Annotated in this window: 18 protein-coding genes; 5 read left to right on the forward strand and 13 right to left on the reverse strand. The window is 68.8% G+C overall.

The annotated features are described in order from the left end of the window. The first annotated feature begins 8 nt into the window (after positions 1–8). The gene (locus tag M2351_RS43235; protein WP_264662119.1) at positions 9–1,445 is read left to right on the forward strand and encodes an aldehyde dehydrogenase family protein; all 1,437 of its coding nucleotides are present in this window, start codon (positions 9–11) and stop codon (positions 1,443–1,445) included. Positions 1,446–1,540: 95 nt separating this feature from the next. Continuing rightward, complete coding sequence (locus tag M2351_RS43240) at positions 1,541–2,287, forward strand: glucose 1-dehydrogenase (RefSeq protein ID WP_264662120.1); 747 nt, start codon at positions 1,541–1,543, stop codon at positions 2,285–2,287. 9 nt (positions 2,288–2,296) lie between these two features. On the opposite strand, the gene M2351_RS43245 is transcribed toward M2351_RS43240, so the two are convergent. From M2351_RS43245 to M2351_RS43255, 3 genes are read right to left on the reverse strand one after another with little or no spacing between them, the layout of a single operon-like run. Further along, positions 2,297–2,677: a hypothetical protein gene (locus tag M2351_RS43245; protein WP_264662121.1), complete on the reverse strand. Its 381-nt coding sequence runs from the start codon at positions 2,675–2,677 to the stop codon at positions 2,297–2,299. Between the two features lie 12 nt (positions 2,678–2,689). Further along, positions 2,690–3,223, reverse strand: coding sequence for a hypothetical protein (locus M2351_RS43250; RefSeq protein ID WP_264662122.1), 534 nt, complete (start codon positions 3,221–3,223; stop codon positions 2,690–2,692). Between the two features lie 59 nt (positions 3,224–3,282). Then, entirely contained in the window at positions 3,283–4,014 is a 732-nt protein-coding gene (locus tag M2351_RS43255) for a phosphatase PAP2 family protein (RefSeq protein WP_264662123.1), read from the reverse strand. A 217-nt stretch (positions 4,015–4,231) separates the two neighbouring features. Here M2351_RS43255 and ahcY point away from each other — a divergent pair, with 217 nt between their 5' ends. After that, positions 4,232–5,536, forward strand: a complete 1,305-nt coding sequence (gene ahcY, locus M2351_RS43260) for an adenosylhomocysteinase (protein ID WP_264662124.1) — start codon at positions 4,232–4,234, stop codon at positions 5,534–5,536. Positions 5,537–5,714: 178 nt separating this feature from the next. Here the strand turns inward: ahcY and M2351_RS43265 are convergent, their stop codons facing one another. The 5 genes from M2351_RS43265 to M2351_RS43285 form a co-directional block, all read right to left on the reverse strand. Beyond that, the gene (locus M2351_RS43265; RefSeq protein WP_264662125.1) at positions 5,715–6,308 is read right to left on the reverse strand and encodes a hypothetical protein; all 594 of its coding nucleotides are present in this window, start codon (positions 6,306–6,308) and stop codon (positions 5,715–5,717) included. A 97-nt stretch (positions 6,309–6,405) separates the two neighbouring features. Further along, entirely contained in the window at positions 6,406–7,353 is a 948-nt protein-coding gene (locus tag M2351_RS43270; RefSeq protein WP_264662448.1) for an Hsp33 family molecular chaperone, read from the reverse strand. Between the two features lie 93 nt (positions 7,354–7,446). Next, entirely contained in the window at positions 7,447–8,376 is a 930-nt protein-coding gene (gene argF, locus M2351_RS43275) for an ornithine carbamoyltransferase (RefSeq protein WP_264662126.1), read from the reverse strand. Then, positions 8,376–9,545: an aspartate aminotransferase family protein gene (locus M2351_RS43280; RefSeq protein WP_264662127.1), complete on the reverse strand. Its 1,170-nt coding sequence runs from the start codon at positions 9,543–9,545 to the stop codon at positions 8,376–8,378. Before M2351_RS43280 ends, argF begins: the two co-directional genes overlap by 1 nt. A gap of 128 nt (positions 9,546–9,673) precedes the next feature. Further along, positions 9,674–10,477 (reverse strand): ABC transporter permease, encoded by an 804-nt coding sequence (locus M2351_RS43285; protein ID WP_264662128.1) that lies wholly within the window; start codon positions 10,475–10,477, stop codon positions 9,674–9,676. 92 nt (positions 10,478–10,569) lie between these two features. Between M2351_RS43285 and M2351_RS43290 the strand changes: the two genes are divergently transcribed. After that, positions 10,570–11,145, forward strand: coding sequence for a regulatory protein RecX (locus M2351_RS43290; protein WP_264662129.1), 576 nt, complete (start codon positions 10,570–10,572; stop codon positions 11,143–11,145). Between the two features lie 61 nt (positions 11,146–11,206). Continuing rightward, complete coding sequence (locus M2351_RS43295; protein ID WP_264662130.1) at positions 11,207–11,977, forward strand: hypothetical protein; 771 nt, start codon at positions 11,207–11,209, stop codon at positions 11,975–11,977. Between the two features lie 201 nt (positions 11,978–12,178). On the opposite strand, the gene rpmB is transcribed toward M2351_RS43295, so the two are convergent. The 5 genes from rpmB to M2351_RS43320 form a co-directional block, all read right to left on the reverse strand. Continuing rightward, entirely contained in the window at positions 12,179–12,478 is a 300-nt protein-coding gene (gene rpmB / locus M2351_RS43300) for a 50S ribosomal protein L28 (RefSeq protein WP_264662131.1), read from the reverse strand. A gap of 155 nt (positions 12,479–12,633) precedes the next feature. Continuing rightward, entirely contained in the window at positions 12,634–13,470 is an 837-nt protein-coding gene (locus M2351_RS43305) for a hypothetical protein (protein ID WP_264662132.1), read from the reverse strand. A gap of 207 nt (positions 13,471–13,677) precedes the next feature. Next, positions 13,678–14,673, reverse strand: a complete 996-nt coding sequence (meaB, locus tag M2351_RS43310) for a methylmalonyl Co-A mutase-associated GTPase MeaB (protein ID WP_264662133.1) — start codon at positions 14,671–14,673, stop codon at positions 13,678–13,680. A gap of 166 nt (positions 14,674–14,839) precedes the next feature. Next, positions 14,840–15,433: a biliverdin-producing heme oxygenase gene (locus tag M2351_RS43315; protein ID WP_264662134.1), complete on the reverse strand. Its 594-nt coding sequence runs from the start codon at positions 15,431–15,433 to the stop codon at positions 14,840–14,842. 45 nt (positions 15,434–15,478) lie between these two features. After that, complete coding sequence (locus M2351_RS43320) at positions 15,479–17,338, reverse strand: ABCB family ABC transporter ATP-binding protein/permease (RefSeq protein ID WP_264662135.1); 1,860 nt, start codon at positions 17,336–17,338, stop codon at positions 15,479–15,481. Positions 17,339–17,477: the final 139 nt, after the last annotated feature.

The following is a 17,477-nucleotide window of genomic DNA, read 5'->3' on the forward strand; positions in this document are numbered from 1 at the left end:
CGACAAGCATGGACACCTCTCTCCTGATCGGCGGGGCCTTCGTAGAGGCCGTGGACGGCGGCCGCATTCCCGTCGTCGATCCCTCCACCGGCGAAGAGTTCGCCGCCATTCCCCGCGGCACCGCCGCCGACATCGACCGCGCCGTGATTGCCGCCCGCAGCGCGGTTGAGGGCGACTGGAGCCGCCTGACCGCCGCGGAGCGCGGGCGGCTGATGCAGCGCCTGTCATCCCTGATCCTCGACCACGCGGAGACGCTGGCGACGCTGGAATCCCGCGACGTCGGCAAGCCGCTGGCCCAAGCCAAGGCGGACGTGACGGCCTGCGCCCGCTATTTCGAATTCTACGGCGGGGCGGCCGACAAGGTGCACGGGGACACCATCCCCTACCTCAACGGCTATACGGTGATGACCCTGCGGGAGCCGCACGGGGTCACCGCCCACATCGTCCCCTGGAACTATCCGTTGCAGATCATCGGGCGCAGCGTCGGCGCGGCGCTGGCCATGGGCAACGCCTGCGTCATCAAGCCGGGCGAGGACGCCTCCCTCACCACGCTTTATCTCGGCCGCCTGATGGCGGAAGCGGGCTTCCCCGCGGGCTCCGTCAACATCGTGACGGGCTATGGGGAGGAGGCCGGGGCGGCGCTGTCCGCCCATCCCGACATCGACCACATCTCCTTCACCGGCAGCCAGGAGGTCGGCACGCTGGTGCAGCAGGCGGCGGCCCGCAACATCGTGCCGGTGACGCTGGAACTGGGCGGCAAGTCCCCACAGCTGGTCTTCGCCGACGCCGACCTGGAGCAGGCGCTGACCTTCGTGGTGCGCGCGGCGGTGCAGAACGCCGGCCAGACCTGTTCCGCCGGCAGCCGCGTGCTGGTCGAGCGGCCGATCTACGACCGCTTCACCGCCATGGTGGCGGAGCGCTTCCGCGCCCTGACCGTCGGGCCGGCGCTGGAAGACTACGACGTCGGCCCGCTGATCAACGCCAAGCAGAAGGACCGCGTCGCCGGCATGGTCGCCGCCGCCAAGGCCAACGGCTTCCGCGTGCTGGCGGAGGGGCGCGTGGTGGACGGCGCGCCGGCCGGCGGCTTCTACGTGCCGCCCGTGCTGTTCGCCGACGTGGCGCCCGGCTCTCCGCTGGAGCAGCAGGAGGTGTTCGGCCCGGCGCTCGCCTGCATACCCTTCGACGGGGAGAAGGAAGCGGTGCGCATCGCCAACGGCACGCCCTACGGGCTCGTGGCCGGCGTCTGGACGCGCGACGGCGGCCGGCAGATGCGGCTGGCGCGTCGGCTCCAGGCCGGGCAGGTTTTCATCAACAACTACGGGGCCGGCGGCGGCGTGGAGCTGCCCTTCGGCGGCGTGAAGAAGAGCGGCTTCAACCGCGAAAAGGGCTTCGAGGCGCTCTACGGCTTCTCCGTCACCAAGACCGTAGCGATCAAGCACGATTAGCAACCGGGCCCCCTCCCTAACCCTCCCCCGCAAAAGCGGGGGAGGGTTAGGGAGGGGGCACCGCGCAACGAGAAACAACAGCGGGAGGAAAACACATGCGCCTTGCGAACAAGGTCGCCATCGTCACCGGCGGCGGGTCGGGGTTTGGCGAGGGGATCGTCAAGCGCTTCATCGCCGAGGGGGCGAGCGTCGTCGTCGCCGACATCAACGAGGAGGCCGCCCGGCGTGTCGCCGATGCAATGGGCGGCAAGGCGCGCGCCGTGCGCTCCGACGTCTCCGTCAGCCGCGACGTGGAGGCGATGGTCGCTGCGGCGGTCGAATCCTTCGGAACGCTCGACATCCTGGTCAACAACGCCGGCTACACCCACCGCAACGGCCCGATGACCGAGGTGGACGAGGACACCTTCGACCGCATCTACGCGGTCAACGTGAAGTCCATCTATCTCGGCGCCATCCACGCGGTGCCGGTGTTCCGCCGGCGGGGCGGCGGCGTGATCCTGAACGTGGCCTCCACGGCCGGCGTGCGACCTCGGCCGGGGCTGACCTGGTACAACGGCTCCAAGGGCGCCGCGATCACGCTCACCAAGTCCATGGCCGTGGAACTGGCCCCCGACAAGATCCGCGTCTGCGCGCTGAATCCCGTGGCCGGCGAGACCGGCATGCTCCACCTGTTCATGGGCGAGGACACACCGGAAAAGCGCGCCCAGTTCAAGGCGTCGATCCCGCTCGGCCGCCTGTCCCAGCCGGCGGACATCGCCAACGCCGCCCTGTTCCTCTGCTCCGACGAGGCCGAGTTCCTGACCGGCGTCTGCCTGGAGGTGGACGGCGGGCGCTGCGTCTAGCCCAGACCGTTACTCCTCCGGATCGGTCGCCTTGGCAGCAACGTTTTCGGCGGCCTTTTCGGCCTGGATCACATCGACGACCCGCTTCAGCGCCTCGGCGCTGAGCGGGCTGTCCATGCTCAGGTCCTGGGCGAACTTGCGGATCACGCCGATGGCGCGGCGCTTGGTGACGATCTCGACATCGCCGGGCTGCGTCGGCTCGACCACCGGCCCCTTGTAGTAGGCACTGCCCGCCCGCCACTGTCGTTGCCCGTCCGCCCGCCACTGCGATCCGTCGGACAGCACCATGCAGCGCTTGCCCTCGGTGAAGGCTTCCACCATGGCGATCTTCTCTGGCCCGGTCTGGCTGTTGTGGATCGTGACCTGATCGCCAACCCTGAATTGCGTCATCCAACCTGTTCCTTAAGACGTCCAGCTTGCCGGCGACAGCGGGCCGCCGGACAGCAATCTTGCGGCGGCGAGGTCGTTCTCCCGCCGCTCCTCCACCGCCGCCAACAGGCGGGACTTGGCCGTGACGCGGCTGTCCGGCTGCAGGCCCGGATCGGCGGAAGCCAGGGTGGACTTCTGTGCGCCGCCCCGCGCCCCGTTCAGCGCCGCCAGGAAGCCCGTCGCCGAGCGGACCGCCTTGCCCAGGGTGGTGCGGTTCGTCGCCGGTTCCGCCGCCGGGATGGGGCCGCGCGTCCCGAGGGTGCCGGCCTCCGCCCGCGCCGCCTCGTTCGCGTACTCCACAATGATGGCGCGGATCTCGCCGTCCAGCGTGTCGAAGACGCGCTTGGCCTCGTCCAATTCACGCACGCTGCGCGACTCCAGCGTGCGCTCCAGCGCCGCGACCAGCAGTCGGAACTCCAGCACGCCGGTCACCCGCGCCTGCTCCACGGCGCGCTTCAGGACACCGACGGCTTGCAAGGTTTCGTGGTCGAGGGTGCCTTTTGACATCGATATGCTGTGCCGTCCCATCTCCGTCACACCGAGATATCGGGTCGGGCGAGGTCCGGTCAAGCGCGATCCGGGGCGGACTCCCCCCCAACGTCCGGTTCCACCGCACCGCGTCTTTGCAGCCACAGCGCAACCATCCAGAACAGCGACGCCCAGGCCGCCCCCAGGCACCAGCCGGCCAGCACGTCGGTCGGCCAATGAACGCCGAGATAGACCCGGCTGCACCCGATCAGCAGCGTCAGCCCGATCGCCACCACCAGCACATAGGCCTTCTGCCGCCGCCCCTGGACGAAGCGGGCGAGCATGGCACCCAGCGTCAGGTAGACCACCGCGGAGAGCAGCGAATGGCCGCTGGGGAAGCTGGCGGTGAAGACGACATCGCCGTGCGGCACAAGGTCCGGCCGGGCCCGTCCGATCTGGTCCTTCATCAAGGAACTGAGCGTCATCCCGCCCCCGACGGCCAGCAACACCAGCGCCGCCGCCCCGCGCTTTCCCTGCAACAGCAGGAAGCCCAACGCGATCGCCGTGATCAGGGACAGCACCGCGATGCTGCCGAGCGCCGTGATGTCGCGCGCGGCGTTCTGAAGCCACGCCGGCCCCAGGGGAACCGCGGGATCGCCCGCCACCCGCAAGGCCATGAGCACCGCGCGGTCGAAAGCGGCGGTCTCGCCCTCCATCACCTCCCCCGCCAGCAGGGCGAAGGACAGAATCAGGCCCGCGGCCACCGCTACGCCCAGCAGCAGCGTCAATTCGTGCCGGCCGAGCCGGGCCAAGAAGCCGTAGCGCGTCATCTTTGTCCCGTCTGCGTCCGTTCCTGCGGAAGCAACGCACGACGGCACGTTTTGTGGCAAGCCGCACATCACCGGCGATCGTCGCAGGCGTGCAGCATACCGCTTAAACATAAAGATATCTTTATGCTTGCGCCCCTGCGGGCACGCTGCTACACCATCGCCAGACGCGGGCCGGTGCGCCCGCCCTATTCTTTTTTGTTGTCCAGGAGACAGCCCGATGGCCGCGCCCGCCAACTTCACCGACTACAAGGTCAAGGACATCAGCCTCGCCGAGTGGGGCCGCAAGGAAATCACCATCGCCGAGACCGAGATGCCGGGCCTGATGGCGCTGCGCGCGGAGTTCGGCGAGTCCAAGCCGCTGGCCGGTGCCCGCATCGTCGGCTGCCTACACATGACCATCCAGACCGCCGTGCTGATCGAGACGCTGACGGCTCTCGGCGCCACGGTCCGCTGGTCCTCGTGCAACATCTTCTCGACCCAGGACCAGGCCGCCGCCGCCATCGCCGCCGCCGGCATCCCGGTCTTCGCCTGGAAGGGCGAGACGGAGGAGGAGTTCTGGTGGTGCATCGAGCAGACGCTGCGTGGCCCGGACGGCTGGGTGCCGAACATGATCCTGGACGACGGCGGCGACGTCACCCAGATCATGCACGACAAGTATCCGGAGATGCTGGCCGAGGTCCGCGGCCTGTCGGAGGAGACCACCACCGGCGTCCATCGTCTCTATGAGATGATGAAGAAGGGCACGCTGAAGGTCCCGGCCATCAACGTCAACGACAGCGTCACCAAGTCGAAGTTCGACAACCTCTATGGCTGCCGTGAGTCGCTGGTCGACGGCATCAAGCGCGCCACCGACGTGATGGTCGCCGCCAAGGTCGCCGTCGTTGCCGGCTACGGCGACGTGGGCAAGGGCTCGGCCGCCTCGCTGCGTTCGCAGGGTGCGCGCGTTCTGGTGACGGAGATCGACCCGATCAACGCGCTCCAGGCCGCCATGGAAGGCTATCAGGTGGTGACCATGGACGAGGCCGCCCCGCTGGGCGATATCTTCGTCACCGCCACCGGCAACGTGGACGTCATCACTCTGGACCACATGCGCCAGATGAAAGACCGCGCCATCGTCTGCAACATCGGCCACTTCGACAGCGAGATCCAGATCGAGGCTCTCCGCAACTACAAGTGGGAAGAGGTCAAGCCGCAGGTTGACGAGGTCGTCTTCCCCGACGGCAAGCGCCTGATCGTCCTGGCCCAGGGCCGCTTGGTGAACCTGGGCTGCGCCACCGGCCACCCGAGCTTCGTGATGAGCGCCAGCTTCACCAACCAGGTGCTGGCCCAGATCGAGCTTTGGAACAACGCCGCCAGCTACGAGCGCAAGGTCTACGTGCTGCCGAAGCACCTGGACGAGAAGGTCGCCCGCCTGCACCTGGACAAGATCGGCGCCAAGCTGACCACGCTGACGGCCAAGCAGGCCGAGTACATCGGCGTGAAGGCCGAGGGCCCGTTCAAGCCGGAGCACTACCGCTACTAAGCGGTCCGGATCGTCGGAACAGAAAGGGCCGCCCCACGGGGCGGCCCTTTTTGCGTTGGGTGCTGATGTGCGGAGCTTTGCCCCCTCCCCAGCCCTCCCCCGCCGTTGGCGGTGGAGGGGGCTGAATGCCCTCCACCGCTGCAAGCGGGGGAGGGTTAGGGAGGGGGCAGCCGCAAACCTACCGCCGCACCATCGGCGCCAGATCCTTCCGGATCCCCGCGTCCAGCCGACCGTTCAGGTCATCCATCATGCGGCGGGTGATCTCCAGGAAAGTGGCCTCGCGGTCGGCCAGCGAGATGTTTTCCGGAACCGTGGTCGAATAGGTCACCGACGCCCGGGTGGATCCGCGGAAGCTGGTTTCGCCCGGCACCTCGCCGCTCACCTCCACCTCGATGCGGCCGTCGTAGCGCTGGGCCTGGTCGTTGGTGAAGTAGCCCTTCACGCCGCCGGTTTTTTGCAGCTGGGTTTCGACGATGCCGGCGTCGCGGATGGTGACGCGCACGCGGCCCGGCCCGCCCGCGGCCTGCAACCGCTCGCTGGCCCACAGCCGCACGGCTTGCGCCGGGGGCACCGCCGACCGGCCCTCCACATGGACGCCGGCGCCGGCACGGTAGGCGTCGACCACGTCGACGCTGCCCGCGTTCAGCACGATCGGGCCGAAGTTGGAGAAGTCGATGGGCCGCGGCGCCGGACGTGGCGGCGGCGCGCTCTGGCAGGCCGACAGGGCGAGCGCGGCGATGCCGGCGGCAAGGACGAAACGGCGGGAGGGCATGATCGCTCCAGTTGGACAAACGAAAACGGCGCGGCACTATAGCCGCGCCGTTTTGGAAGCGCATTCGGATCCTGAAGCGGCGACTTAACCGCGCGCCTTACTTCGCCGTGCCGTACACCCGGTCCAGATCCGCGTCGTCGAAGTGGTAGGCGGTGGAGCAGAACTGGCAGACCACCTCGACCCGGCCGTCATCGATCTTCAGGTCCTGGACCTCGGTCCGCGGCAGGCGGGACAGCATGTCGGACACACGCTCGCGCGAGCAGCGGCAGCCGAAGCGCAACGCCTTGGGCTGCCAGACGCGCACGCCGTCCTCGTGGAACAGGCGGAACAGCAGGTCGCTGGCCGCAAGGTCCGGGTCCAGAAGCTCGTCGCCCGTGGTGCTGGCCAGCAGGACCATGGCGCGGCGCCACGCGTCCTCGTCGCCGGAGCCCAGCACATGCTCGGTCGGATCCTGGGGCAGGCGCTGCACCATGATGCCGCCGGCCCGCCAAGCGCCCTTGCTGCCATCGGGCAGCGTTTCCTGGTCGACCGCCACGGTCAGGCCGGTGTCGATCTGCTCCGACTGGCGGAAATAGTGCTGCACGCAGTCGGCCAGCGTCTTGCCGTACAGTTCGACAATACCCTGGTAGCGTTCGGTGTTCGGCCCCTGGTCCACGGTGAAGGCGATGTGGCCCTTGCCGAGCAGGGCCGGCGCCGGGGCGATGGCCACGTCGTCGGCGGCCTTCTTCAGCGCCTCCTCGTCGTACTGGGCGTAGGCGCGGATGTCGCCGACCGACGTGATGTCGGCGACCATCAGGCTGATCGGCCCGTCGCCCTTGGTCTGCAGCGTGAAGATGCCGTCGTACTTCAGCATGCTGGACAGCAGCATGGCGAGCGTCATCGTCTCGGCCAGGAAGCGGGCGACCGGCTCCGGATAGGCGTGGCGCGTCAGGATTTCGTCCAGCGCGGGCCCCATTTTCACCATGCGGCCACGCAGGCGCGACACCTCGATCTGGAACGGCAGAACGAGATCGTCGCGAAGCGGTTGGACGGAAGGATCGTCCATCATGTCCTCAATCGTTCAACAGGACGAGCGGGAGCGCTTACCCAAGCGCCCCCGCCCTGCTGTCCTTTGGTCAAGTGACCTTAGATAGTGGCTTCAGACTTTGGCTTCCAGGCACCATGCCAGGATGGCCTTCTGGGCGTGCAGGCGATTTTCCGCCTCGTCCCAGACCACGGAGTGGCGGCCGTCGATCACGCCGTCGGTCACTTCCTCCCCGCGGTGGGCGGGCAGGCAGTGCATGAACAGGGCGTCCGGATGCGCGAGGCTCATCAGCTCCTCGTTCACCTGATACCCGGCGAGCACGGCGCCGCGCTCGTCAACGTCCGTGTTGTGCATGGACACCCAGGCGTCGGTGATCACGCAATCGACCCCCGTCACCGCTTCGGCCGGCGAGGAGACGACCACGACGCGGCCAGTGCCCTCCTTGGCCGCCCACTCCAGCAGGCCGGGCGGCGGCCCATAGGCCTCCGGGCAGGCGAGGCGGATTTCGAAGCCCAGCCGCACGGCGGCGTGCACCCAGCTGACGGCGACGTTGTTGATGTCGCCGCTCCAGGCCACGACGCGCCCTTCGATGGAGCCGCGATGCTCCTCGTAGGTCATCAGGTCGGCCATGATCTGGCAGGGGTGCGACTGGTCGGTCAGGCCGTTGATGATCGGCACCGAGGCGTGCTTCGCCAGTTCCTGGACGCGCTCCTCGCCCATGGTGCGGACCATCACCGCATCCACGTAGCGGGACAGCACGCGGGCGGTGTCGCCGATGGTTTCGCCACGGCCCAGTTGCATGTCGTCGGGCTTCAGCACGACCACGTCGCCGCCGAGCTGGCGCATGCCGACCTCGAACGACACGCGCGTGCGGGTCGACGGCTTCTCGAAGATCATCGCCAGCGCGCGGCCCGCGAACAGCGAGCGGTAGGCCGGGATGTCCTTCTTGATGGTGACGGCCATGTCCAGGATCTGGCGCAGGGTCGCCTTGTCGAACCGGTCGATGTCCAGGAAATGCCGGACGTTGGGCAAAGGGGCGGACATCACACGAACTCCTTCGCCGTCTGGGCGAGGATGCCGACGGCCTCCTCTACCTCGGCTTCGCCGATGATCAGCGGCGGCAGCAGGCGCACCACGTTGTCGCCGGCCGGAACCGACAGCAGGCCGTTGGCGCGCAGCTTCGCCACCACATCGCCCACGGCCGGGCCGCAGACCATGCCGAGGATCAGCCCCTTGCCGCGCACGCTCTTGAAGACCGACGGATGGTCGGAGACGAGGCCGTTCAGCCGCTCCTCCAGCAGGGTGCCGATGCGCTGGACATGCTCCAGGAAGCCCGGCTCCAGCACCTTGTCCATCACGGCGTTGCCGACCGCGGTGGCCAGCGGGTTGCCGCCGTAGGTGGAGCCGTGCGTGCCGGCGGTCATGCCGGACGCCGCCTTCTCCGTGGCGAGGCAGGCGCCGAGCGGGAAACCGCCGCCGATGCCCTTGGCGACCGCCATGACGTCCGGCGTGATGCCGGCCCATTCGTGGGCGAACAGCTTGCCGGTGCGGCCCATGCCGGATTGGATCTCGTCCAGGAACAGCAGCAGGCCGTGCTCGTCGCAGATCTCCCGCAGGCCGCGCAGGAACTCCACCGAACCGACGCGGATGCCGCCCTCGCCCTGGATGGGCTCCACGCAGATGCCGGCGGTCTGGTCGGTGACGGCCTTGCGCACAGCGTCCAGGTCGCCGAACGGCACGAGGTCGAAGCCGTCCAGCAGGGGCGCGAAGCCCTTGATCAGCTTCTCCTGCTGGGCGGCGGAGATGGCGCCCAGAGTGCGGCCGTGGAAGGCCTGCTCGAAGGTGATGATGCGATACCGCTTCTTGTCGCCCTTCTCATAGTGGTACTTGCGCACCGCCTTCGCGCCGCACTCCCACGCCTCCGCGCCCGAGTTCGTGAAGAACACGGTGTCGGCGAAGGTGACCTCCGTCAGGCGCTTGGCTAGGCTCTCCTGCCCCGCCACCCGGAAGAGGTTGGAGGTGTGCCAGACCTTGTGGGCCTGCTCCGTCAGCGCCTTGATCAGGTAGGGGTTCGCGTGACCAAGCGCCGTCACCGCCACGCCGGCGGCGAAGTCCAGGAATCGTCGCCCGTCGGTCGCGTACAGATACGGACCTTCGCCCCGCTCGAACACGACGTCGGCGCGGGCATACGTGGGCATAACGACCGGAATCACGGCACAAACCTCCAAATGAGGACAAACCCGGCGGGCAGGGGTGCCCGCCGGGGGAACGACGACTATCAAGAGATCACTCCGTCCTGTCAACGGACAGGGTGCCCCGGAAGGCCAGGACAGAGCCGGAATTACGCCTTCAGCTTGTAGCCCGTCTTCAGCATGCGCCAGGCAAGCCACCACAGGAACCCGTTGATCGCCAGCATGACCAGGATACCGATCCCCAGCGTACCGTCCGACCGGCCGATGAAGCCGTAGCGGAAGCCGTCGATCATATAGAAGAAGGGGTCGAAATGGGCGATCCACCAGAAGGTCGGCGGCAGGTTTTCCACCGAATAGAAGGTGCCGGACAGGAAGGACAGCGGCGTCACCACGAAGTTGGTCACCGCCGCGATGTGGTCGAACTTCTCCGACCAGATGCCGCCGACCAGACCGAGCAGCGACAGCAGCATGGATGCCATAACCGCGTGGAAGACCACGAAGAACGGGTGCGGCATATGCACCGGCACGAAGCACCAGATCGCCAGCCCGGTGACCAGCCCGACGCACAGGCCGCGCGTCACCCCTCCCATGACGAAGCCGAAGGCCAGTTCCAGCGGCGCCATCGGCGGCATCAGGATGTCGACGATGTTGCCCTGCACCTTCGCGATCACCACCGAGGAGGAGGTGTTGGCGAAGGCGTTCTGGGCCATCGCCATCATGATCAGGCCGGGCGCCAGGAACTCCAGGTAGGGGACCGGGCCGACCGTCCGTACCGCACCGCCCAGCGCCAGCGCGAAGACGGCGTAGAACAGCAGCGTGGTCACCACGGGCGCCCAGACGGTCTGCTGGTGCACCTTCAGGAACCGGCGCACCTCGCGGGCGTAGAGGGTCCACAGGCCGACCCAGTTGACGGCGCCGACGGTGCGGGGCATGGGAGGAAGAGGATGAGTCATCGGACTATGGATCGGACCACATTTCACGGGGGCGGACGGGACTTTAGGGCGCGTGCGCCCTCCCGGCAACCGCCGCCGCACGGGAGACTGCCATGACGCGGGAATCGCCGCCCTCTTCCAGACCATCCGGCCCCAAGCCGCCCAAGCGCGTGACGGCGCAGTATCTGGAGAACGCGGCGCTCTACTACCTGCAACGCTTCGCCAGCTCATCCGCCAATCTGCGGCGCGTGCTGATGCGCAAGGTCGACCGTTCCGCTCAGGCGCACGGCACCGACCCCGCCGAGGGAGCCCGCTGGGTGGAGGAGCTGATCGCCCGTTACCTGCGCAGCGGTCTGCTGAACGACGCCGCCTACGCCGAGATGCGCGTGGCCAGCCTGCATCGCCGCGGCACCTCCACCCGCGCCATCCGGGAGAAGCTGGCCTCCAAGGGCATCGCCCGCGACGAGGCCGACAAGGCGCTGGACGCGCTGGACGAGGAGGTGGACGGCGACCTGAACCTGACCGCCGCACTGGCGCTGGCGCGGCGGCGCCGGCTCGGCCCCTATCGCCTCCCGGAAAAGCGCGCGGAGTTCCGCGACAAGGATCTGGCGGCCCTGGGGCGCGCCGGCTTCGCCTACGACATCGCCCGCCGCATCGTCGACGCGGAGGATCCCGACTCGGTCGAGTAGGCGCGGACCCTTCTTCGCATGGCCGCGTTGACGCTGGCGCGGCTTGTGGAGGGGGACGAGAATGCGAAAGCTTGGTGCGGGTGCGATCACGGCGTTGGCCGTCGCCGGCGTGGCCGGGGACGCCTGGGCCGACGACAAGGCGCTGATGGGCCTGTCCACCGAAATCCCGATCACGGTGGAGGACGCGGCGGCCATCGAGAAGGGCGACGTGAGCCTGAAGCTGCGCAGCACCTTCGACCGGCTGAAGCTGGACGGCGGGCGCAATCGAGTGAACCTCGACCCGGAGATGGAGGTCGGCGTCGCCAACGGCCTGTCGCTGAAGGCCAACCCGGCCTACCGGGTCGGCAATGCCGACGACACGCGGCAGGGCGACGTCAAGCTGTCGGCCGAGATCAACCTGCTGGAACCGAAGAACGGGCGGCTGGGCATCTCGCTGGAGCCGCTGGTCGACATCCCCTACGGCTCCGGCACCATGGCGACGGAAGTCGGGATCATCGGGCGCCTCACCCAGCCGCTCGGCACGTCAAGCCGGGCACCGCGCCTGCACGTGAACCTGGGCTGGCGGCGGCTGATCGACCCGGAGTCGGACCAGCGGGAAAACCGTTTCCTGATGGTGGCCGGGGTGAATGTCGCCGTCGGGCCGGCCACGGCTGTGGCCTTCGACATCCTGCGCGACCAGCAGCAGGAACGCGGCAAGGCCGACAACCTCGTGGAGGTAGGCGTGCGGCATGTCATCGGCGACGATCTGGCGCTGGGCGCCGGCGTGGGCGTCGGATTCGGCCCCGATTCGCCGCGCTACCGCGTGCTGGTGGGCGTGCAGCGGTCCTTTTGAAGAGCCTTCGGCAACGACAAAACGCGCGCAAAACCTTGCGGCCTTGCGCGCGACACTCTCAACCGGGATTCGGCACAACCGAGAGTCGGAGTCGTCCTGGCCTCGGCTTTCAGGCCCGTCCGCGGAGAGCACGCCCCCACGGCATTCTTACTCGAAAGCCGGCACCAGAAGGCTGGAGGCCGAGATGGCCCCCGGCCGGCATCAGGCCGCGGCGGCCTGCTTGTCCTGGGCCTTGGCGATGCGGCGCTTCAGGCGGCGCGCTTCCAGGCTGAGGACGGCGTCCTTCGCGTCGAGCAGGAAGGCGTCGAGGCCGCCCTTGTGCTCGATCGAGCGGATCGCGTTGGTGGAGAGGCGCAGACGCACCAACTGACCCAGAGCGTCGCTCAGCACCGACGTTTCCTGCAGGTTCGGCTGGAAGCGGCGACGGGTCTTGTTGTTGGCGTGGCTGACGTTGTTGCCAAACTGCGTGCCCTTGCCGGTCACGGAGCACCGACGTGCCATCGGACTGATCCTTTATTTTAGCAAATGAAACCCGGTCCCGGGCAGCATTCCGCCCGAAGGAGGCGGCGTTATAGTCGAACCGGCACGCGCCCGTCAAGAAAGGAAGCGACGGGCGTGCGCGGCATCGACAACTCCCGGGAGTCGTCCTCCGGACGTCACTCGGCGGCCGGAGCGGTCGCCTTGTCGTCCTTCTTCGGGGCCTCGGCAACGGGAGCAGCAACAGGCGCGGGAGCGGCCGCCTTGACCTCCTCCGCCTTCGTCACCTCGGCCTTCGGGGCCGGAGCCGCCTCAACCTTGGGAGCCGGGGCGGCCGCCTTGGGAGCTTCGGCCTTCGGGGCCTCCACCTTCGGAGCCGGGGCCTTGGGCGCTTCCACCTTGACGTCCGCGGCCTTCGGAGCGGCCTTGGCGACCGGAACCTTCTTCGGGGCGGCAGCCTTCGGTTCGGCCTTCACCTCAACCTTTGGAGCGACCGGCACCGGCGCGGCCTTGGGGGCCTCGGCCTTCACTTCGACCTTGGCGGAAGGAGCCTTGGCAGCAGCCTTTGGGGCGGCAGCCTTCGGGGCAGCAACCGTCTTCGGAGCCTCGACCTTCGGCGCGGGCGCCGCGGCCACGACGGCCTTCGGGGCCGGGGCGGCGACCGGAGCCGCAACCGGGGCCGGCGCGGCCTGGACCGGCGCATAGGTCAGCTCGGCGGCGATCTTGGAGGACAGATCGAGGACCGTCTGGACTTGGCCGGCGACGCGGGCCTGCGTGACGCTCAGCCACTCGCCCTGGAGCGCGGCGAAGTCGGCGGCGTTGCGGACCTTGCTGAACTCGCCGACCAGGCGGGTGGTCTCACCGACGCCGGCGGTCGCGTTGTCGAACAGGCGGCGGCAACCGTCCTGCAGCAGGCCGGCGACGCGCGCCGAACGGGCGGCGTGGGTCTCGGCGTTGGCCTTCGCCAGCGAACCGAACGGCGCGAAAAGATTCAGAAGAGTGTTGGTGGCGGTCATGAAGGTTTCCCCCTGTGCGACTCGAAGCGGCGGCAAAAATGGAAAGGCCAACGCCCGCAAGGAACCCCGGAGATCGCGGGCAAATCCCATCGCCCACGCGCCCAAAAGGCGCACCTTTCCCGCCCAGGCCAACTTATGCACGGGGATAACGCGGCGCAATAGAAAATGCTGCGGCGCAATATAAGCGGAAAGGGGTAGTCCGGCCCCCTACTCCACTGGACGTCCGAGAAACCGCTCCAGCAGACCGCGCGCGGCAGCGGTGGGGGTAACGGCGCCGGCGGTGACGCGCACCTCCAGGTCGGCAAGGTCGGCGCGGACCGCCGGGTGGGCCTTGAAGGCGTCCACCAGCGTCTCGCGGATCTCGCTCCACAGCCAGGCGCGGGCTTGCTCCGCGCGCCGGGTTGCGCGGGCGCCGGAGGCGTCTGTCGTCGCCTTGTGCGCGCCGATGGTGTCCCAGACTGCGTCGATTCCGCTCTTGGAGATGGCCGAGCAGCTGAGCACCGGCACGCGCCAGTCGCCGTGGCGCAGCAGGGTCAGGGCGTGGCGGTAGTCCGCAACCGTGTGCCGCGCCGTCGCGGCGAGGTCGCCGTCGGCCTTGTTGACGACCACGAGGTCGGCCAGCTCCACGATGCCCTTCTTGATGCCCTGAAGCTCATCGCCGCCGGCCGGCAGCAGAAGCAGCATGAACAGGTCGACCATATCGGCGACCGCCGTCTCCGACTGGCCGACGCCCACCGTCTCCACCACCATCACGTCGAAGCCCGCCGCCTCACAGACCAGCATGGCCTCACGCGTGCGCCGGGCCACGCCGCCCAGCGTGGCGCCCGCGGGCGAGGGGCGGATGAAGGCGTTCGGCTCCCGCGACAGGTCGACCATGCGGGTCTTGTCGCCGAGAATGGAGCCGCCGGTGCGCTGCGAGGACGGGTCGATGGCCAGCACCGCGACCTTGTGCCCCAGCCCGATGACGTGCAGCCCGAACGCCTCGATAAAGGTCGACTTGCCCACCCCCGGCACACCGGAGATGCCCACCCGCACCGAATTGCCGGTGTGCGGCAGCAGCGCCTCCAGCAGCGCGTCGGCCTGGGCGCGGTGATCGCGCCGGGTCGATTCGATCAGCGTGATGGCGCGGGCGAGCGCGCGGCGGTCCCCACGGAGCACCGCGTCGGCCAGTGCTGCGGGGGAATGGGCGGCGGAAGTCGTCATGGTCCGAGAACCTAGCGGGCTCCGCCGAACTGGTGAAGCCCCCGCGGCGATTTGCGACGCGGCGCTCATTCCTTCTCCCCCCTGGGGAGAAGGTCAGGATGAGGGGGCGGCCGAAGGCCGGACCAGTGCTGCAATGAGGCTGCGTTTACGCCCTTCGGGCGCCCCCTCACCCAACCCTCTCCCCAGCGGGGAGAGGATTATTCAGCGCGCAGCGGTCCAGCCAGACCTCCAGGGCGGCGAACAGCGCGACGGCGGCGTCGCAGGCCTCCGCCGTGGCGGCGGGCTCCGCCAGATCGCGTTCCAACTGGGCGAGCAGGTCCCGCCAGCGTCCAGCCATGTCGATCCCGGCCGACGCCAGGAAGCGCGCGCCGCGAGTCGCGTCGAAACCCAGCGCGCGCGTGACGTTCGGCAGCATGGCGCGCCCGCCGTGCGCGGATCCGTCCAGCACATAGCGCGCGGCCAGCCGTGCCGCGGGACGGTCGAGGTCCGGCAGTCCATCCGCGACGGGCAGCGCGTCGGCGTCGAGCCCCAGGTCGGCGAGGTCGGCGCGCAACAGCGCCAGCCGCTCCCCCACCCGCTTCTCCGGCCCGCCCAGCGCCCGTTCCATCGGGGCGTTGAAGCCGTGCAGCGCGACCAGCGCCGCGCGGTAGCCGTCGACCGTGATGTCCGGGCTGGTCAGCGGGCGCAGGATCGCCGCTTTGTCCAGCCGGTCGTGAATCGGCTGGGTCGCCGCGCGTAGCGCGTGCCGTACCGGTCCCATGAATGCTCCCGTCGGGTGTGGATGGATGAAGTCTAGCGGAGTCGGTCAGGTGGGGGCGAGGACTTCGGGCACCGGCTCCGGCCCCTGCGAGGACTCCTGCTGGCGCGCCCACAGCGCGGCGTAGGCGCCGGCGCGAGCGAGCAGTTCGCCGTGCCGGCCGCGCTCGATCACCCGGCCGGCCTCCAGCACCAGGATCTCGTCGGCGTCGATCACCGTGGACAGGCGGTGGGCGATGACCAGCGTCGTGCGCCCGCGGCTGACCTCGCGCAGGTTGGCCTGGATTTCCCGCTCCGTGTGGGTGTCGAGCGCGGAGGTCGCCTCGTCGAACAGCAGGATGCCGGGGTTCTTCAGGATCGTGCGGGCGATGGCGACGCGCTGCTTCTCGCCGCCGGACAGCTTCAGCCCGCGCTCGCCCACCGTGGTCTCATAGCCGTCGGGAAGCGCCATGATGAAATCGTGGATGTGCGCCAGCCGCGCCGCCCGCTCCACCTCCGCCGGGCCGGCGCCGGGGCGGCCATAGGCGATGTTGTAGTAGACGGTGTCGTTGAACAGCACCGTGTCTTGCGGAACGATGCCGAGCGAGGCGCGCAGCGACTCCTGCGTCACCGCGCGGATGTCCTGCCCGTCGATCAGGATGCGGCCCTTCGACACGTCGTAGAAGCGGAACAGCAGCCGGCTGATGGTCGACTTGCCGGCGCCCGAGGGGCCGACAATGGCCACCGTCTTGCCGGCCGGCACGGTGAAGCTCACCCCTTTCAGGATCGGCCGGCGCGGGTCGTAGCCGAACTCCACCCCCTCGAACCGCACCTCGCCGCCGGTCACCGCCAGCGTCGGGGCGCCGGGCCGGTCGGCCACCTCCCGGTCCACCGACAGCAGCTTCACCATCGATTCGATGTCGGTCAGCGCCTGCTTGATCTCGCGGTACACCACGCCGAAGAAGTTCAGCGGCTGGTAGAGCTGCAAGAGGTAGGTGTTGACCAGCACGAAGTCGCCGATCGTCATGGAGCCGTTGACGATGCCCCGCGCCGCCATGCCCATGACCACGGCCAGCCCCAGGGAGATGATCGCCGACTGGCCGATGTTCAGCAGCGACAGGCTGCGCTGGCTCTGCACCGCCGCCTGTTCGTAGGAGGCGAGTGCGGCGTCGTAGCGGCGCGCCTCGTGCTGCTCGTTCCCGAAATACTTGACCGTCTCATAGTTCAGCAGGCTGTCCACCGCCTTGGTGTTGGCCTTGCTGTCGGTCTCGTTCATGGCGCGGCGGAACTGGATGCGCCATTCCGACACGAAGAAGGTGTAGGCGATGTAGCCGAACACCGTGACGAAGGTCGCCAGCGCGAACCAGCCGTTGAACATCCGCCACAGGATGATGCAGACCAGCCCGATCTCCACCAGCGTCGGCACAATGGAGAACAGGGCGTAGCGCAGCAGGGCCTCGATCGCGCGCGTGCCGCGCTCCAGCGACCGGGTAAGGCCGCCGGTCTGCCGTTCCAGATGGAAGCGCAGGGACAGCGCGTGCAGGTGCTGGAACACCGACAGCGCCACCTTGCGGATCGTGCGCTGGGCAACGGAGGCGAAGACCGCGTCGCGCAGTTCCGCGAACACCAACGACAGCACGCGCGCCAAGCCATAGGCGACGATCAGGCCGATCGGGATCGCCACCGCCGCACTGACGTTTCCGCCGCCCAGCGCGTCGACCGCCCGCTTGTAGAAAATCGGCACGTAGACATTGGCCGCCTTGGCCCCGACCAGGAGCACGAGCGCCAGGACCACGCGCACCTTCGTCTCCAGCGAGTCGGCCGGCCAGAGATAGGGCACGAGCGAGCGCAGCGCCCCCAGGTCGCCGGTGCTGGTCGCGGCCTCGGCGTAGGACAGTGCTGGGCCCGTGGGTTGGGAACGGCGGCGCATGGGGAGGGATTCCGGTCGGCAAGCGGTTGAACGGCGGCGCTCCTAACCTAGGGGCAAGGGGCGCCCGCGCAAAGGGCGGCGGGGCCCGCGCATCGCTGCCTTGCGGTCCCGAGGAAAAACATTACGAAATTTGAGGGAA

It is taken from the genome of Azospirillum canadense (genome assembly GCF_025961225.1).
Classification (GTDB): domain Bacteria; phylum Pseudomonadota; class Alphaproteobacteria; order Azospirillales; family Azospirillaceae; genus Azospirillum; species Azospirillum canadense.

Coding starts and splice junctions, on each gene's coding strand:
- M2351_RS43235 (WP_264662119.1), top strand. CDS start 9: ATGGACACCTCTCTCCTGATCGGCGGGGCCTTCGTAGAGGCCGTGGAC.
- argF (WP_264662126.1), bottom strand. CDS start 8,376: ATGTCCGCCCCTTTGCCCAACGTCCGGCATTTCCTGGACATCGACCGG.
- M2351_RS43250 (WP_264662122.1), bottom strand. CDS start 3,223: ATGTCAAAAGGCACCCTCGACCACGAAACCTTGCAAGCCGTCGGTGTC.
- M2351_RS43255 (WP_264662123.1), bottom strand. CDS start 4,014: ATGACGCGCTACGGCTTCTTGGCCCGGCTCGGCCGGCACGAATTGACG.
- M2351_RS43270 (WP_264662448.1), bottom strand. CDS start 7,353: ATGGACGATCCTTCCGTCCAACCGCTTCGCGACGATCTCGTTCTGCCG.
- M2351_RS43290 (WP_264662129.1), top strand. CDS start 10,570: ATGACGCGGGAATCGCCGCCCTCTTCCAGACCATCCGGCCCCAAGCCG.
- M2351_RS43295 (WP_264662130.1), top strand. CDS start 11,207: ATGCGAAAGCTTGGTGCGGGTGCGATCACGGCGTTGGCCGTCGCCGGC.
- M2351_RS43265 (WP_264662125.1), bottom strand. CDS start 6,308: ATGCCCTCCCGCCGTTTCGTCCTTGCCGCCGGCATCGCCGCGCTCGCC.
- rpmB (WP_264662131.1), bottom strand. CDS start 12,478: ATGGCACGTCGGTGCTCCGTGACCGGCAAGGGCACGCAGTTTGGCAAC.
- ahcY (WP_264662124.1), top strand. CDS start 4,232: ATGGCCGCGCCCGCCAACTTCACCGACTACAAGGTCAAGGACATCAGC.
- M2351_RS43305 (WP_264662132.1), bottom strand. CDS start 13,470: ATGACCGCCACCAACACTCTTCTGAATCTTTTCGCGCCGTTCGGTTCG.
- M2351_RS43320 (WP_264662135.1), bottom strand. CDS start 17,338: ATGCGCCGCCGTTCCCAACCCACGGGCCCAGCACTGTCCTACGCCGAG.
- meaB (WP_264662133.1), bottom strand. CDS start 14,673: ATGACGACTTCCGCCGCCCATTCCCCCGCAGCACTGGCCGACGCGGTG.
- M2351_RS43240 (WP_264662120.1), top strand. CDS start 1,541: ATGCGCCTTGCGAACAAGGTCGCCATCGTCACCGGCGGCGGGTCGGGG.
- M2351_RS43245 (WP_264662121.1), bottom strand. CDS start 2,677: ATGACGCAATTCAGGGTTGGCGATCAGGTCACGATCCACAACAGCCAG.
- M2351_RS43285 (WP_264662128.1), bottom strand. CDS start 10,477: ATGACTCATCCTCTTCCTCCCATGCCCCGCACCGTCGGCGCCGTCAAC.
- M2351_RS43315 (WP_264662134.1), bottom strand. CDS start 15,433: ATGGGACCGGTACGGCACGCGCTACGCGCGGCGACCCAGCCGATTCAC.